This is a genomic window from Pantoea sp. BRR-3P (assembly GCF_039621635.1).
Classification (GTDB): Bacteria; Pseudomonadota; Gammaproteobacteria; order Enterobacterales; family Enterobacteriaceae; genus Pantoea; species Pantoea floridensis.
In genome coordinates this window covers 3,545,645-3,562,203 of record NZ_CP155066.1, presented here as the reverse complement: position 1 = coordinate 3,562,203, position 16,559 = coordinate 3,545,645, and the positions used below count along the sequence as shown (strand labels likewise).

At 53.5% G+C, this 16,559-nt stretch carries 10 protein-coding genes; 2 read left to right on the top strand and 8 right to left on the bottom strand.

Going from position 1 to position 16,559, the window contains the following annotated elements:
- Positions 1-15 precede the first annotated feature (15 nt).
- Positions 16-1,764, bottom strand: a complete 1,749-nt coding sequence (locus AAGR08_RS16520; protein WP_345827377.1) for a sulfite reductase subunit alpha — start codon at positions 1,762-1,764, stop codon at positions 16-18.
- Between the two features lie 69 nt (positions 1,765-1,833).
- Complete coding sequence (locus AAGR08_RS16515) at positions 1,834-7,365, bottom strand: glutamate synthase-related protein (protein WP_345827376.1); 5,532 nt, start codon at positions 7,363-7,365, stop codon at positions 1,834-1,836.
- Positions 7,366-8,255: 890 nt separating this feature from the next.
- Between AAGR08_RS16515 and arcB the strand changes: the two genes are divergently transcribed.
- Both arcB and mtgA read left to right on the top strand, forming a co-directional pair.
- Complete coding sequence (gene arcB, locus AAGR08_RS16510; protein WP_345827375.1) at positions 8,256-10,610, top strand: aerobic respiration two-component sensor histidine kinase ArcB; 2,355 nt, start codon at positions 8,256-8,258, stop codon at positions 10,608-10,610.
- A gap of 878 nt (positions 10,611-11,488) precedes the next feature.
- Entirely contained in the window at positions 11,489-12,211 is a 723-nt protein-coding gene (gene mtgA, locus AAGR08_RS16505; RefSeq protein ID WP_097095119.1) for a monofunctional biosynthetic peptidoglycan transglycosylase, read from the top strand.
- Between the two features lie 4 nt (positions 12,212-12,215).
- Here the strand turns inward: mtgA and npr are convergent, their stop codons facing one another.
- The 6 genes from npr to lptB all read right to left on the bottom strand — a co-directional run bounded on the left by npr (position 12,216) and on the right by lptB (position 16,556).
- Positions 12,216-12,488, bottom strand: coding sequence for a PTS phosphocarrier protein NPr (gene npr, locus AAGR08_RS16500; protein ID WP_008104379.1), 273 nt, complete (start codon positions 12,486-12,488; stop codon positions 12,216-12,218).
- Positions 12,485-13,339 carry an RNase adapter RapZ gene (gene rapZ / locus AAGR08_RS16495; RefSeq protein ID WP_345827374.1) on the bottom strand — a complete coding sequence of 285 codons (855 nt, stop codon included), beginning with the start codon at positions 13,337-13,339 and terminating at the stop codon, positions 12,485-12,487. Before rapZ ends, npr begins: the two co-directional genes overlap by 4 nt.
- A 52-nt stretch (positions 13,340-13,391) precedes the next feature.
- On the bottom strand, positions 13,392-13,874 hold the full coding sequence (gene ptsN, locus AAGR08_RS16490; protein WP_175501705.1) for a PTS IIA-like nitrogen regulatory protein PtsN: 483 nt from the start codon (positions 13,872-13,874) through the stop codon (positions 13,392-13,394).
- Positions 13,875-14,033: 159 nt separating this feature from the next.
- The gene (hpf, locus tag AAGR08_RS16485) at positions 14,034-14,321 is read right to left on the bottom strand and encodes a ribosome hibernation promoting factor (protein ID WP_097095117.1); all 288 of its coding nucleotides are present in this window, start codon (positions 14,319-14,321) and stop codon (positions 14,034-14,036) included.
- 21 nt (positions 14,322-14,342) lie between these two features.
- Positions 14,343-15,782, bottom strand: coding sequence for an RNA polymerase factor sigma-54 (rpoN, locus tag AAGR08_RS16480; protein ID WP_097095116.1), 1,440 nt, complete (start codon positions 15,780-15,782; stop codon positions 14,343-14,345).
- Between the two features lie 48 nt (positions 15,783-15,830).
- Positions 15,831-16,556, bottom strand: a complete 726-nt coding sequence (lptB, locus tag AAGR08_RS16475) for an LPS export ABC transporter ATP-binding protein (RefSeq protein WP_007886624.1) — start codon at positions 16,554-16,556, stop codon at positions 15,831-15,833.
- Positions 16,557-16,559: the final 3 nt, after the last annotated feature.

Genomic DNA, 16,559 nt, shown 5'->3' with positions numbered 1-16,559 from the left:
TTATGTCTGCGCGTCTTAGTAGACGTCACGCAGGTAGCGTTTATCTTTCTTCAGCTGATCAATGTAGGCTGCCGCACGCTCGCTGGACAAGCCGCCGAACTGACGAACCACCTCATACAGCGCGGCATCCACATCTTTCGCCATACGTGAGGCATCGCCACACACGTAGAAGTAGGCGCCATCCTGCAGCCAGGCGTATAGCTCCGCGCCTTTCTCCAGCATGCGATTCTGCACGTAAATCTTCTCTTCCTGATCGCGTGAGAAGGCGAGATCGAGGTTTGTCAGCAGGCCATTCTCCTGCCACGCACTCAGCTCTTCTTCATAGATGTAATCATGTGCCTGATGCTGGTCGCCGAAGAACAACCAGTTTTTACCTTGCGCGCCGGTTGCCTGACGTTCCTGCAGGAACGCGCGGAACGGGGCGATGCCGGTGCCTGGACCCACCATGATCAGCGGAGCATTGCCATTTGCCGGCACGCGGAACGCTTTGTTGGGCGAAATGAAGATCGCCGGCTTTTCGCCACGACGAACACGTTCAGCCAGGTAGGTTGAGCACACGCCTTTACGCTCACGGCCGCCGCTGTGATAGCGCACGGAAGCGATGGTCAGATGCACCTGATTTGGATGCGCTTTCGAGCTCGACGAGATGGAGTACGCACGGTGCTGCAGTGGGCGCAGCATGGCAACGAATTCCGGCACTGAGAGGCTGCGCGTCAGCTCAAGCTGCAGCAGATCCAGCGTATCTTTGCCCCACAGCCAAACGGCGAGAGTATCTTTGTCGTCGTGCTGCAAAACGTGACGCAATTCCTGGTTGGTGGTGTGCTGTCCAACCCACTCAATCAGTTTGCGTGATGGCTCAGAGATTTCGAACTGGTGCGTCAGCAGATCGCCAAGGTTGCGATCAAAGCCTGGCACCGGCGTTTCGTAATCCGCTTTCAGTTCGGCCAGCAGCAGTGAAACCAACGCCGCGTCGTTCACCGGGATCACACCCAGCGCATCGCCGGCTTCATATTTCAAACCACTGTCGGTGAGATCGAATTCAAAGTGACGAATATCTTTAGCCGACTCCTCAGCCGACAGGCGCTTATTGGTCGCCAATGCGGCAGCATAAGGGTTCTGCTTATTGCTGCCCGGAATGACCGGTGCTTCAGGTGCGCTCTCAAGTGCAGTTCCGCTGCTGCCTGCGCTGGCGGCAAACTGCGGCATTGCCGTGCCAATCCACTCGCTGGACGGCTCTTCGAAATCAATATCGCAGTCGATACGATCGGCCACGCGTTTCGCACCGAGCTGTTCCAGACGCATATCGATGAATTTACCCGCCTGGCAGAAACCGTCGTAGCCGGTGTCGCCAATCGCCAGTACTGCAAAGTGCATCTGCTCCAGACGCGGTGCGGCGCTGGCTGAAATCGCCTGCCAAAACAGCTGGGCGTTGTCCGGCATTTCGCCTTCGCCGTAAGTCGAGGTGACGATCAGCACGTGACGCATGGTGGCGAACACATCCAGATCCACTTCGCCCAGAGCCTGAACCACCGGCACTAAACCTTTGGCACGCGCGGCTTTAGCGGCAGTTTGCGACAGCGCTTCGGCATTACCGGTTTGTGAACCGAACAGGATATGCAGCTGCGTGTTGGCACCGGCAGCCGGTGCGCTCTGCTTGTCTTCTAATACCAGCAGGCGCGAGTGGAGACCGGCGAGAAAACCCGCCAGCCAATATTTCTGCTCACCGTTAAACGGTGCATCTTCAGGAATGTAAGGAATTTTCATCGGTAAGGCGCTCAATCCTGTTCAATCAAAATATAAAGTCTAAATTACACATGTTCCGTAAAGCTATAATCAGGAAAGTTTCCCGACCGCAGCAGCGATTTCTGGCAGTGCAGCACGTGCAAACAGCTCTTCGAAATCAGGTAGATGGCCAAGAACCTCGCGGTTGCAGGCATCCTGATAAATGATCCAGCCATACGTCGCCAGGCTGTCCATGGAGCGAATGTTACGTTGCGTTAATGCCGCTTTATAATCCGCCATACGTTTAGCGGCGATCAGGCTTGCCAGCTCGTCATCGCTATAGCTTTCAATCGCAGAGCGCGCATGACGTTGTAGCTTGCTTATCAGCGCGAAATCTTCGGTCATCAGCAGATTACGCACGGCTTTCTCAACGGCCGGATCTTCCACCGCCGTGCCTTTTGGCAGTTTGCCCAACGCCAGCTGCTGCGCGAGGCTCAGCACGGTGTAGTTATTCAGCAGCACAAACATCTCAAGCGTATCGGTCGCGCCGTAGGCCGGTACGGCACCGTTGGCGATGGTTTTACCGTCACGCCACGCCGATTTGAATTTAGCGACCTGATGTGCAGCCAGCGACGTCGACAGCTCTTCGAGCAGGTCTTTACGCGATTTGGCTTTCAGGATTTCGGTGCCATCCTGATACAGCAGCAGCGAACGTGGCATCACGTAAACAAAGTGGTGGCACTCGGTTTCCCAGTTCTCCAGCAGCCAGGCAGCGCGCGGTGACTGGGTAGCTTCCAGATGCCAGTTCAGCATGGTTAGCACCGCTTGCTTATGCACCTGCGCCATTTCATCTTCATCGGCGATGGAGCCAAACAGGACTGAATCACCGGCTGCATGTGCCGCCAGCGATCCATACGGATCGTACTGGTAGGCGAAACCGCCGCTCATGCCGTTGCCGAAGCCTTTACCGAAGGTGCCAAGGTTGAGGATGGCGCCGTTGGTCATGTATTCGCAGCAGAAGTCGCCAACGCCTTCCACTACCGCGGTTGCGCCAGAGTTACGCACCGCGAAGCGGTCACCCGCCTGGCCCTGTACGAACAGACGACCACCGGTGGCACCAAACAGGGCGAAGTTACCGATCAAGACGTTGCCATCGCTATCCTGTGCGCCGCCGCCCGGTGACATCACCACCAGCTCGCCGCCACACTGACCTTTGCCCACGCCATCGTTACAGGTGCCGTAATGTTTCAGCTGCATGCCGTCGTTGCAGAATGCGCCGAACGACTGGCCGGCAGAACCGCTGGTGTTGATCAGCACGGTGGCTGGCGCCAGATAGTGACGACCGCGGTCATCTTTCAGCACCGCTGGCAGCGCTGCTAATTGCTCTTTAGTGAGCTCGTGGTTCAGCATGCGCTCGATATCAATTGCCAGCTGTCCACCCACGCTCTTGTTACGGTTGTTCAGCGTGATGCCCGCGCCCAGCGCGATTTCACGGCTTGCCTCGCCAACCAGCTGGGTTTTCAGCTCATTGACCCAACCATCATCCAGCTCAAAATCTTTTTCCAGATAGACTGGCTTAGCAATTTTTTGCTCTGGCACCACGGTTAACATGGCGCGCAGATCCAGTTTGCCGACTTCCAGCGGGTGATCCATCAAATGCAGCAGATCAGAACGGCCACGTGCTTCGCGCAGTGAACGCAGACCGAGGCGAGCAAGGAACTCACGCACTTCCTGCGCCACGTTGATGAAGTACTGCGCCAGCTGACGCGGATCGCCATCAAAAGCTTCGGCGTTGGTGGTTAAACCGGCCGGGCATTTAACGTTACAGTTTTTCGCCATCACGCATTTCAGCATCATCAGCGCGGTGGTACCGAACTCGAAGCTGTCGCCGCCGAGCAGGGCAGATTTGATCACATCACTGCCGGTCTGCTGTGCGCCGGAGCAGCGCAGCTGCACTTTGTCGCGCAGGCCATTGGCGCACAGCGCCTGATGTACTTCAGCGATGCCGATTTCCGCTACGCGACCGGTATATTTCAGGCTGGTGACCGATGCTGCACCGGTACCGCCGGTGTTACCCGCCACGTTAATCACGTCCGCGCCGGCTTTCGCCACGCCCACGGCGATGGTGCCGATGCCTTCAGATGACACCAGTTTCACAATGACGCGCACGCGCGCGGCTTTGCAGTCGTGGATCAGCTGAGCCAAATCCTCGATAGAGTAAGTGTCGTGGTGCGGCGGTGGTGAAACCAGCTCAACGCCTGGTGTACCACCACGGGCTGCCGCAATCTCAACGGTCACTTTTGGTGCTGGCAGCTGGCCGCCTTCACCTGGCTTCGCGCCCTGACCAATTTTGATCTCCAGCTCTTCCAGCATTGGGTCGGCCAGATAAGCTGCCCACACGCCGAAACGTCCAGACGCCAGCTGTTTAATGCGTGAGGCGCGGATGGTGCCGTGGCGTGAATAGTGTTCGCCACCTTCGCCGCAGTTGCTCATGCCGCCCACCATGTTGGTACCGTGCGCCACCGCTTCGTGCGCAGGCGCTACCAACGCACCGTGGCTCATGGCTCCGGAAGCAAAGGTACGGGTAATTTCGTGTGCCGGTTGAATCTCTTCCAGCGGCAGCGAGGGCAGCGCAGTGAAGATCAGCGACAGATAATCCGCAGCTTTGCCGTAAGCGGTGATGTGCAGAACGCCATCCGCCACATTGCTGCTTTCGATATCGTCGCTGAAGCGCGTTTTCAACGCACGCGACAGTGCTTCGAGGCGCTCATTCTCTGGCTTCAGGCCAGCAATCGCATCGATCAGGCGCAGCTCAAACTGATTCAGGCTGCCATTTACCGCTTCACACTTCAGGCCGCGCGTCGCGAAGCCGTTGTTAACCAGCGAGTAGCGGCCCAGCTTACGGCCGAATTCCGCTTCGCTATCCACGTGCGTCAAATCGCAAGGCAGCGCGAGGATGTCCCGCAGCGCCGCAGGACGACGTTTACGCTCGGCATGCATCAGGCTGGAGAACTGACGGTAATCGGGCGTGATGGCAAAGCTATCGATAACATCATTCGGGATGCGCTCGAAGCTGCTGTCTTTAAAGGCTTCCGCTTTGATATTGAAAGCATTATCCAGTTTAGCCAGCGTCATCAGGCGAATAAAGTTGTCCTCTTCGCGCTCTTTGTTAGCAAAGCGAATCGGCTGCTCCGTCATATCAATGAAGGTACGTACCGCAATGGTGCCGTACGAATGGCCAGCACCTTCAGCACGCTCTTTGAACAGGCCGAGCAAGGGGACTTCCGCTTCGCCCTGAATTTTCAGCGCACTTTGATGCCAGTCGACCGCCATTTGGGCGATAGCCGGGAAGCCAGCGCCGCCAACGGGGGTTTTGATATTCGGGAAATACTTTTTCAATACCGGATCGTCGGTATTCAGGAAGTTAGGCTCGAAGAACTCGCCGCAGCTGTAGCTCTCAACGGTACACAGGCCCACTTTGCCCATGGTTTTCATTAACGCTTTTTCTGCTGCTTTGGCATAGCGTTTAAAGGCTTTGTTACCTTCTTCGCCTTCACCGAATTTCTCTTCCGCACGCATCTGCACGCCGAGTGGGTAAACGGCAGAAGCGCCGAAGCCCAGCGTTGCCGCGATATGGTGCGAAGAGATGCTCTGGCCGCTTTCTACTACCAGCGATACATCCAGACGCAGACCTTCCTGCACCAAACGTTGGTTAATCGCCGATACCATCAGCAGCATCGGAATCGCCGCGTGGGTTGAGGAGATGTGGCGGTCGGTAATTACCGCGATGCCACCTTGCTGGCGTGCGAAATCAACAACCTGCTGCGCTAAGTCATCAATGGCTTTTTCCAGCGCGTTGGCGTTAGCTGCGCGGCTGACGATATCTTTGCCGACGACTGGCTCGTACAGCATCTCGAAGCGCGCATAAGGCGCGACGGTTTGTTCGCGCAGGCGCAGCATGTCGAGGTGCGTCAAAATTGGTGTTGGTACGATGATTTGCTGGCCCTTGCTGCGACCCAGGTGCGGTTTCGCACCCAGGGCAACGCGCAGCGTCATGCCGTCCGCTTCACGGATGGAGTCAAGCGGCGGGTTAGTGACCTGGGCAAAGCGTTGCGAGAAGTAGTGCGCCATGCCGCCTTCGTGGTCGGACAGGCCGTTGATGGCGTTGCCGTAACCCATCGCTGAGATCTTCTCAGCGCCGGTTTGCAGCATCGGGTCCATCATGAATTTGAAGCTTTCCTGGTTGTAGTAGTAGGCCACAAAACGCTGATAGGTTTGCAGGTCACCACGATAACGCAGCGGAGAGCCGAGCTGCTCAGCCTGAATTTCTGGCAGATCGGCGAGGTCGACACGCGCTTTACTCAGCAGCGACAGGTAATCCTTCTCCGCCGCCAGTTTTTCCAACGCTTCCACGGTAGTGTAAGAGCGTTTCTCTTTGTGATCGTAATAGAGCATACCGCCCGCTTCGATACGGCCGCGACGCAGCACGCTTTCCGGTGGGAAGGCGATCTGGCCCGCTTCAGACATGGCTCCGATATATTCCGCCGTTTCAACGGAACGCAGCGGACGTAGACCGAGACGGTCAAGACGGGCACCAATCACTTCGCCATTACCAAAGATCAGCGCGGCCGGGCCATCGTTTTTCTCTTCATATAATGAGAAGTACTCAAGCATGGCGCGTACTTCATTTGAGAGCGACGTATCGTTCTCCCAGGCCGGTGGCATCATGGAAACAACGGCGTTGATCAGGTCGAGGTTATCTTCCATCAAGCGGCTGTGAATGCTCTGGTCCAGACGTGAGCTGTCGGACTGACCTTTAGGGCGCACAATTTTCTTTCCACGCGCCAGCATCAGTGCCGCTTCGGCAATACGGTTTTTGCGATCGGTATTCAGTTCGCCGTTGTGCGCCATCAAGCGGAACGGTTGCGCCATGGTGGTATGCGGATCGGTGTTGGTGGAGAAGCGGGTATGGAAGAACAACCCGCGCACCTGATGGTCGGCATCGGTTAAATCTTTGAAGTAAGGAATCACTTCGTTGGAGTTCAGGCGGGCTTTAAATACCTGGGTGCGCGAGGAGAGCGACAGCGGATAAAGGCCGCCGAATTCGCTTTCGGTAAAGGCGCGCGCTTCGATATCCAGCAGCGCGCGATAAATCTGGCGCTCGAATTCCAGTTGGTCAGCCACTTCCTGCGGCGCAGCAAAAACCCATTGTACAATCGGCAGCTGGAATTGCAGGGCAGCCGGGCGCGTCACACTGCCGTCCAGCGGCATATCGCGTTTCACTAATACCGGGAAGTTGTGTGCCGCCAGCGTTTCTTCTACCAGACGTTCAGCGTTAGCGCGCAGTTCCGCGTCTTTGGGCACAAAGAAGTTACCCACGCCAAAACGGCCAGCTTCCAGCGCCAGACCTGTGACCTTGCGGAAGAAGTTCAGGGAGAGATCGACGTTAACGCCAGCGCCATCGCCCACGCCTTCGGCGGACATGCCGCCACGGTGCGGTACCGTGCACAGCGCGCTATGGGCCATCTGCAGGATCTCATGGGTCTGCTCGCCGTCCTTACGGGTAATGAAACCTACACCACAGCTATCACTTCCGGCTGATGGATCATACAAACCATAGGGATTCGGTTTTTGCGTGGACATTGAGAGTCTCCTTAAACTTCTTTTGACATTACCTGCATTTTTTCGCGTACCGCAGCGTGACTGAAGCTGCAAAGGCTGCGGTATCAATTCTTGTGCCGCTCCGTAAAGAGCGGGCGTCGCAACACCGAGCAAAGGCTCTTAAGACACTGTTGTCACGTCCTTAATGAGCTGCTCTTTAATCCGGTCTCTTTCGGGAGATAGCTTGCATCTAGAGGGAGTCTTCTTGCTGCATAGATATGCCGAGACACAGCCCCACCAGGAAAGCTCCCAGTGGAATTCCAACTTATCGGGAAAGCGAACTCAGGTCAAATAGCCAGCTTTGTTGAGGGTAATCTGCTTTTTTAATGATTAACATGATGATTTATAAGTTTTTTACTCGTAAATTTATGTCAATCTTCCCCTTCCCATTCCCCCAGTAACTGTGAGCCGTCTCACTGTGACCTGTGCCTCTAATATCTAAACAATGCTGGCATCGATGCTTATGGCAGCATTAAATTCTGTTGGGTGCGGCTGATGCACAGCATGTATCTGTTTTTCTTATGGCGTCATATTTGAATCAAAATCACGCTGGCATTAGTAAAATTAATCACGCTACACGTGATTAAAAAATCGTTTAAGTTGAATGGGTATGCAATAAAGGCATGCAGCCATGAGACGACATGACTGCCAGGGTGCTGATTAGCACAGGATGTAGAGAAAAGCGCGACAAAAGTGCGGCCTTTCAGATTATTCAGTTGGCAGAATTAGTCAAGCGCTTTACGCATATAGACGGGAACGTCGGCGAAATCCTGCGGTGGTGCACCATTACAGAGCAAAACTCCTGCGGTGAAGCGGCGCGGCGTAGCGATATTTACGCTATCATGGGCCAGATTTCGTTCAGGGAGCTTGTAATGAAGCAGATTCGCCTTTTAGCGCAGTACTACGTTGATTTGATGGTCAAACTGGGGCTGGTGCGCTTTTCACTGCTATTAGCGTCGGCGCTGGTGGTGCTGGCAATGGTGGTGCAGATGGCGGTCACCATGGTGCTGCGCGGCCACGTTGAGAGCATTGACGTAGTGCGATCGATATTCTTCGGCCTGTTAATTACGCCCTGGGCGGTTTATTTCCTCTCGGTGGTGGTCGATCAACTGGAAGAGTCGCGCCAGCGCCTGACGAAACTGGTGGATAAGCTGGAAGAGATGCGCACACGCGACCTTGAGCTTAACCAGCAGATGAAAGAAACCATCACGCAGCTGAATCAGGAAATTAACGACCGCATCAAAGCCGAACAGGCGCGTGAGCAGGTGATGGACAAGCTGCGCGAAGAGATGGCGCGGCGCGAGCAGGCGCAAATTGAGCTGGAACAGCAATCCTCCTTCCTGCGCTCTTTCCTTGATGCGTCGCCCGATCTGGTGTTCTACCGCAACATTGATAAGCAGTTCTCCGGCTGCAATCGCGCCATGGAACTGTTGACCGGCATGAGCGAAAAACAGCTGATTGGTATGACGCCGCGCGATATTTATGATGATGAGGCGGCGACTAAAGTGCTGGAAACCGATGAGAAGGTGTTCCGTCATAATGTATCGCTGACTTACGAACAGTGGCTGCAATATCCCGATGGGCGCAAAGCCTGCTTTGAGATCCGCAAAGTGCCATATTACGACCGCGTGGGGAAACGCAGTGGTTTGATGGGCTTTGGCCGCGATATTACCGAACGTAAGCGCTACCAAGACGCGCTGGAGAACGCCAGTCGTGAGAAGACGACCTTTATCTCAACTATCAGCCACGAGCTGCGTACGCCGCTTAACGGCATCGTCGGGCTGAGTCGCATTCTGCTCGATACCGATCTGAATCAGGAACAGCTGAAGTACCTTAAAACTATCCACGTTTCTGCCATCACGCTCGGCAACATCTTTAACGATGTTATTGAAGTGGACAAAATCGAACGCCGAAAAGTGCAGCTGGATAATCAGCCGCTGGATTTCACCGGCTTCCTCGCCGATCTGGAAAACCTCTCTGGACTGTTGGCGCAGCCGAAAGGGCTGAAGTTTGTTATGGCGCCAGAGCTGCCGCTGCCGCATAAAATCTCAGCAGATGGTACACGTCTACGTCAGATTCTGTGGAACCTGATTGGTAACGCGGTGAAATTTACTCAGCAGGGCGAAATCGTGGTGCGCGTTGCCTATCTTCAGGATGAAACACTGCGCTTTGAAGTGCAGGATTCAGGTATGGGCATTCCTCAGGAGGAGCAGGACAAGATTTTCGCTATGTATTATCAGGTGAAAGATCAGCACGGCGGAAAGCCAGCAACGGGCACTGGTATTGGCCTGGCGGTATCACGGCGTCTGGCACAAGCGATGGGTGGCGATATCCGCGTCAGCAGCGTCGCGGGGCAGGGTTCTTGCTTTACCGTTGAGATCAACGCGCCACGTGTTGCTGAAGAGGTTGAGGACGACAATCTGGATGACAGCATGCCGTTACCGGCGCTGCACGTCCTGCTGGTGGAAGATATCGAGCTAAACGTGATTGTCGCGCGTTCAGTGCTGGAGAAATTGGGCTGCAGCGTGGAAGTTGCCATGACTGGCACGGACGCGCTGGCGATGTTTGATCCACAGGAGTTCGATCTGGTCTTGCTCGATATTCAACTGCCCGATATGACGGGCCTTGATGTATCGCGCGCCATCCATCAGCGCCATGCTGGCACAACGTTGCCGCCGCTGGTGGCCCTGACAGCAAACGTGTTGAAGGACAAAAAAGAGTATCTCGATGCGGGCATGGATGATGTGCTGAGCAAACCGCTGGCCGTACCGGCGCTGACCGCCATGATCAAAAAGTTTTGGGATTACCAGCCGGAGCAGGAAGAGATCGTCAGCGAGTCGTCGGCCGAGCAATCACGCATGCTGTTGGATGTCCCAATGCTGGAACAATATATTGAATTGGTGGGTCCAGGATTGATTACGCAGAGCTTAACGATGTTTGAGCAGATGATGCCCGGATACCTTGATGTGCTGGATTCGAACATGATGGCGCGCGATCAGAAGGGCATTGCCGAAGAAGGCCACAAGATTAAAGGCGCGGCGGGTTCGGTTGGCTTACTGCATTTGCAACAGCTGGCGAAGCAGATTCAGTCGCCGGAATTGCCAGCGTGGTGGGACAATGTCCAGGAGTGGATCGACGAATTAAAACAGGAATGGTTGCAGGACGTGAACGTGTTACGTGAATGGGTTGCTGAGCGAGAGAAATTACAGGACGTCAGAAAAAAATGACCCCAGTCGAAACTGGGGTGCGCGAATACTGCGCCAACACCAGGGAAATGGGTACTGCTGCTATTATGAGAGATCGAATAAAAAAGCAACAGTGTGGTATTGGTTAACGCTTCCAAATCACCTTAACAAATTCGCTAACGCTTGCGATAAGATTCATTAAATTGTGTGATGTTGAGCAGCGATTAAATACAGAAAACATTAATTTGCTGACACAGTCAAGCAAGGAATTAATTTCTTTGCCAAATTGCACTCTTTTTGACCAATTGTTCTGCTTTTTGCCTGGTTTTGCTTCAGCGTTTCGTTAGAAAGCCCTGTAAGGAGCATGGAAAAACTCAAACTGACGATAAATTGCAGTTGAGTAAGGTTAACGCTCTGAAAATTATCAAAAAAAGCTTTTTTTCGGTCAGGTTATCCAAAACGTTTTGGAAACCCTCTGTTGAAAGTTCCAGTTTAAGGTTTAGCGTGCAATGTAAACCATTTGTGCGGTAAATCGCTTTACCTCTTCCACGTGCTAATCGATGGATGACAGGGCGAATTCCGCCATGATTTTAAGAATGGTCTTGGATATCAATGAGCATCTTCGAAGACTACTAAAAGTTATAGTTAAGCATTACGAAAGGTTTTGCGTGATCGACATCACATTCAGTTAAGTATCCAGTGAGACTGCATTGGATCGATTTCTGTTTATGGAACCGATTCCTTTTTTACTGGAAGTGCTTGATGTATTTGGCTCTAATACAGAAGCATTGTGCATGCTGAACGTTAATTAACCTCGTTACTCAACGGGTATAGGGTTAAAATTTAGCGTTGAGACATTGCTGTTTGATATCGTGACTTGAGTGATTAATTAATACAGGGAACAGGTAAGAGAAAATTGCATGAGCAAGAGTAAAGGGAAGCTGGGAAAACGTATTAAGGTACTGATTGCTAAAGTTCTGCTGGCCTGGTTGGGTATGTGGTTAGCGGGCATTCTGCTGTTTGCGTTCTTACCTGTGCCGTTTTCTGCAGTGATGGTAGAGCGACAAATCGGCGCCTGGTTTACCGGGCATTTTGATTATGTGGCGCACTCAGACTGGGTCAGCATGGACGAGATTTCTCCCTGGATGGCCCTGGCGGTGATCGCATCAGAAGATCAAAAATTTCCTGAGCATTGGGGTTTTGATGTTGATGCCATTCAGTCAGTACTGGATAACGAGGGTAATGAGCGCATGCGCGGTGCCTCAACCTTATCCCAGCAAACGGCAAAAAATCTCTTCTTATGGGATGGGCGGAGTTGGATGCGCAAAGGGCTGGAAGCAGGATTGACGGTGGGAATTGAAACCGTGTGGACGAAGCGCCGCATCCTGACGGTATATCTGAATATTGCAGAATTTGGTAACGGGGTATTCGGGGTGGAGGAAGCGTCGCAGCGCTACTTTAATAAGCCCGCTAGTCGCCTCACAATGTCAGAGGCGGCGCTGCTGGCGGCAGTGCTACCTAATCCGATTCGCTTCCGTGCCGATGCGCCTTCTGGCTACACGCGTCAGCGTCAGCAGTGGATTATGCGCCAGATGCGGCAGCTGGGCGGCGAAGGTTTCCTCAATCGCTACAAACTGCACTAAAAGCTTAGTCTTCGTCAAAGCCCGCTTCAAACAGTTCGATAACCGCCGCCAGCGCCTGTTCTTCCTGCGGGCCGCTGGCTTCAATTTCGATATGACCGCCTTTCGCCGAGTCGAGCATGAGCAGCGCAATGACGCTGCTAGCTTCGGCTTCGGTACCTGATTCATTGCGCAACAGCACTTCAGCATCAAAGCTTTGTACCAGCTCAAACAGCTTCATCGCTGGACGCGCATGCATGCCCAGCTTATTTCGAATCTCAACGGTTTGTTTCACGGTCATGATTTGCGTTTTTCCAAAGTGCGATGGCGAGACTGCACATTTTTACCGCGCGATCGGAAATAATCCGCCAGTTGTTCAGCAATATACACTGAACGGTGCTTGCCGCCGGTGCAGCCGATGGCAACAGTAAGATAGCTGCGGTTATTGGTTTCCAGCATCGGCAGCCACAATTCCAGATAGCTACGCGTTTGATAGATAAAGTTATGCACTTCAGTATGACGATCGAGGAATGCCGCTACTGGCCGATCGAGGCCCGTCATCGGACGCAACTTAGGATCCCAATGCGGGTTCGGCAGAAAACGCACATCGAACACATAATCTGCATCGATCGGAATACCGTGTTTGAAGCCAAATGACTCAAACACCATGGTTAATTCACGCTCGCGTTTACCCAGCAGACGGGTACGCAGCATCTCCGCCAGCTCATGAACCGACATCTCAGACGTATCGATAATCAGATCGGCACGTGAACGCAAGGGTTCCAGCAGATCGTTCTCTTCATCGATGGCGCACTCCAGCGACAAATTTTTGCTGGAAAGCGGATGCAGGCGACGCGTATCGCTATAACGACGGATCAATGTGTTGCGATCGGCATCGAGAAACAGCAACTGCGGCGAGAAAGAGTCGGGCAGATTGTTGAGCGCGGCTTCAAACACTTCCGGCGATTCAGGCATATTACGCACGTCAATGCTGACCGCAGCAGAGATGTTGCGTTCGGTTAAGGTATTCGCCAGCTCCGGCAATAGCACAACCGGAAGGTTATCGACACAGTAAAAGCCCATGTCTTCAAGAGCACGGAGCGCAACCGATTTTCCTGAGCCTGACCGACCGCTAACGATCATCAGCACCATCACATTTCTCCCGTTTTAAACCGGCGAACTGGCCGGTAAAAGTGTTTTACGCTTAAGAGTGTGCTTCCTGAGCTTCTGTGATAATGGCGTAGAGCTCTTCATCGCTCTGTGCTGCACGTAAACGGCGGCAGACCGTTTTGTCCGCCAGGCGTTTAGCAACAAGCGAAAGCGTGTGCAAGTGGGTTTTACACTGGTCCGCGGGTACCAGAAGGGCAAACAGCAGGTCAACCGGCTGGTTATCAACCGCATCGAAAGCGATGGGCTGATCAAGGCTGATAAACACCCCTACGGCGCGCAATGTATCTTCTTCCAACTTGCCGTGTGGGATAGCAATGCCGTTGCCAATGCCGGTACTGCCCATGCGTTCGCGGGTCAGGATTGCTTCGAAAAGCGTCTGGTGCGGCAGATTGAGCTGCTTCGCTGCTAGCTCGCTGATAATTTCCAGCGCGCGTTTTTTACTCTGGCAGTGTACGCCGCTACGGGTACAGTCCAGTGAAAGGACCGAGCTCAATTCCAGTGTCAGATCGTTGTTCATCATCGTTTCACTTGCGAGTTCACATAGCCGCGGGGATCAGGCAATTAACTGCATTGCGGTTCGCCCGTTGGCGCTTGCGCAGATGACAAAACGGGGCGGTTAAACCCGCCCCATTTTGCTCTAAGTGCCGAATCAGTCAGCACTCTGCAAGCGTGAAGGTTAGTGTTTTTTCAGTTTGTCTTTATGTTTGGTCAGCTGACGGGAAAGCTTATCGATTAACCCGTCGATGGCCGCGTACATGTCTTCCGCTTCCGATGTGGCGTGCAGCTCTCCGCCGTTGACGTGCAGTGTTGCGTCCGCAACCTGCGTCACCTTCTCTACTTTTAGAACAATATAAACCTGATTGATATGATCAAAATAGTGTTCCAGTTTGGCAAATTTGGTATTTACAAATTCACGCAGAGGTTCGGTAATCTCAACGTTAAGTCCGGTCAAGTTTAGCTGCATAGGTCTTCCTTCTTCGTTCGGTCAAACCAATTGTTTGCGCTGGTTTGATGGCGGTATAGATAAAGACTCGCGATATTTAGCAACCGTACGTCGCGCTACCATGATGCCCTGTTCAGATAACATGGAGGTCAGTTTGCTGTCGCTCAAGGGTTTTGCGGGATTTTCCGCGGAGATCAATTTTTTCACCAGTGCGCGAATCGCCGTGGAGGAGGCTTCGCCGCCGCCCTCGGTGTTGACGTGGCTGGAGAAAAAATATTTCAACTCAAAGATGCCGCGCGGACTGTGCAAGTATTTCTGCGTGGTCACGCGTGAAATGGTGGACTCGTGCATATCAACGGCCTGGGCGATATCTGCCAGCACCATCGGGCGCATATACTCCTCGCCCTGCTCAAAAAATGCCTGCTGTTGCTCAACGATACAGCGTGTCACTTTGAGCAGCGTATCGTTACGGCTCTCGAGGCTCTTAATCAGCCATTTGGCTTCCTGCAAATTACTGCGGATAAACTGATTATCGCTTTCGTTACGTCCGGCACCGCCCATCGCAGCATACTGCTGGTTGATTTTCAGGCGCGGCATGCTGTCTGAGTTGAGTTCAACTGTCCAGCGCTTGCTGATTTTGCGCACCAGAACATCAGGAATAACATATTCTGGTTCGCTGGTGTTGATCGATTGACCCGGACGCGGATCGAGCGACTGAATCAGCAGCATCGCGTCTTTCAGTATCTCTTCTTTGAGACGCGTCACGCGCATCAGACTGCGGAAATCATGGTTAGCCAACAGATCGAGATGCTCGCTGACAATCAAACGGGCTTCCGCCAGCATAGGTGTTTCGGACGAATATTGAGAGAGCTGTACTAACAGACAATCACGTAAGTCGCGCGCACCTACACCAACGGGATCGAAACGTTGCACGCGCTTAAGCACGGCTTCGACTTCTTCCAGCGTCAACTCTTCATCACCAATACTGTCATAAATGTCTTGTATAGTGACGGTGAGATAACCGGTATCGTCAATGGCATCGACAATCGAGGTGGCAATCGCGCGGTCCGTATCGCTAAAAGGCGTTAACTCAACCTGCCACATCAGATAATCCTGCAGCGATTGGGTGGTTTCGCCCTGATAGATCGGCAGCTCATCGTCCTGGTAGTCGGTACCTGTGCCTGAAGGGGTTCCCGCGGTGTAGATTTCGTCCCAGGTGGCATCGAGCGGCAACTCTTCGGGCATATCTTTCTGTTCAAGTGCTTCACGCGTATCTAGTGAATCACTTTCCTGATCCTGAAATTCGCGCGCATCGACTTCTTCATGCAGATCGGTTTGTTCAAGCAGCGGATTGCTTTCCAGCGCCAGTTGGAGTTCTTGCTGGAGTTCAAGCGTAGAGAGTTGCAGCAAGCGGATAGCTTGCTGCAACTGTGGTGTCATCGCCAGCTGTTGGCTGAGCCTGAGTTGCAAACCTTGCTTCATAATTCGGTTAGAATTTCCTAAGCAAACGTAGGGTGTTACGACACCTTATCAGAGTCTGAACTCTTCGCCCAAATAAACACGCTTAACCTGCTCATCTACAAGAATTTCATCAGGTGTGCCATGGGCAATCAAATGCCCCTGGCTAACAATATAAGCGCGTTCACACACCGCGAGGGTTTCACGCACGTTGTGGTCGGTAATCAGCACGCCAAGGCCGCTGTCACGCAAATGCTCAATGATTTTCTTGATATCGATAACGGAGATGGGGTCAACGCCGGCAAAAGGCTCATCCAGCAGGATAAACTTCGGATTAGCCGCCAGCGCGCGCGCAATCTCCACACGACGGCGCTCACCGCCCGATAACGCCTGGCCCATGCTGTCACGCAGATGCGCGATGTGGAACTCTTCCATCAGTTCGTTAGCACGATCCTGGCGCTGCTCTTCGGTCAGATCATCGCGAATCTGCAGCACCGCCATCAGATTGTCGTACACGCTCAAGCGGCGGAAAATCGAGGCTTCCTGAGGTAAATAGCCGATGCCGCGGCGTGCGCGTGCATGCAGCGGCAAAATGCTGATGTCTTCATCATCAATCACGATGCGGCCGGCATCGCGCGGCACAATGCCAACCACCATGTAAAACGTGGTGGTTTTACCGGCACCATTTGGGCCCAGCAGGCCGACAATCTCGCCGGATTTTACCTGCAGACTAACATCTTCCACCACGCGGCGGCCTTTGTAGGCTTTCGCCAGGTTTTCAGCGATCAGTGTGGCCATAGC

Coding starts and splice junctions, on each gene's coding strand:
- rpoN (WP_097095116.1), bottom strand. CDS start 15,782: ATGAAGCAAGGTTTGCAACTCAGGCTCAGCCAACAGCTGGCGATGACA.
- ptsN (WP_175501705.1), bottom strand. CDS start 13,874: ATGAACAACGATCTGACACTGGAATTGAGCTCGGTCCTTTCACTGGAC.
- AAGR08_RS16520 (WP_345827377.1), bottom strand. CDS start 1,764: ATGAAAATTCCTTACATTCCTGAAGATGCACCGTTTAACGGTGAGCAG.
- lptB (WP_007886624.1), bottom strand. CDS start 16,556: ATGGCCACACTGATCGCTGAAAACCTGGCGAAAGCCTACAAAGGCCGC.
- arcB (WP_345827375.1), top strand. CDS start 8,256: ATGAAGCAGATTCGCCTTTTAGCGCAGTACTACGTTGATTTGATGGTC.
- rapZ (WP_345827374.1), bottom strand. CDS start 13,339: ATGGTGCTGATGATCGTTAGCGGTCGGTCAGGCTCAGGAAAATCGGTT.
- AAGR08_RS16515 (WP_345827376.1), bottom strand. CDS start 7,365: ATGTCCACGCAAAAACCGAATCCCTATGGTTTGTATGATCCATCAGCC.
- hpf (WP_097095117.1), bottom strand. CDS start 14,321: ATGCAGCTAAACTTGACCGGACTTAACGTTGAGATTACCGAACCTCTG.
- npr (WP_008104379.1), bottom strand. CDS start 12,488: ATGACCGTGAAACAAACCGTTGAGATTCGAAATAAGCTGGGCATGCAT.
- mtgA (WP_097095119.1), top strand. CDS start 11,489: ATGAGCAAGAGTAAAGGGAAGCTGGGAAAACGTATTAAGGTACTGATT.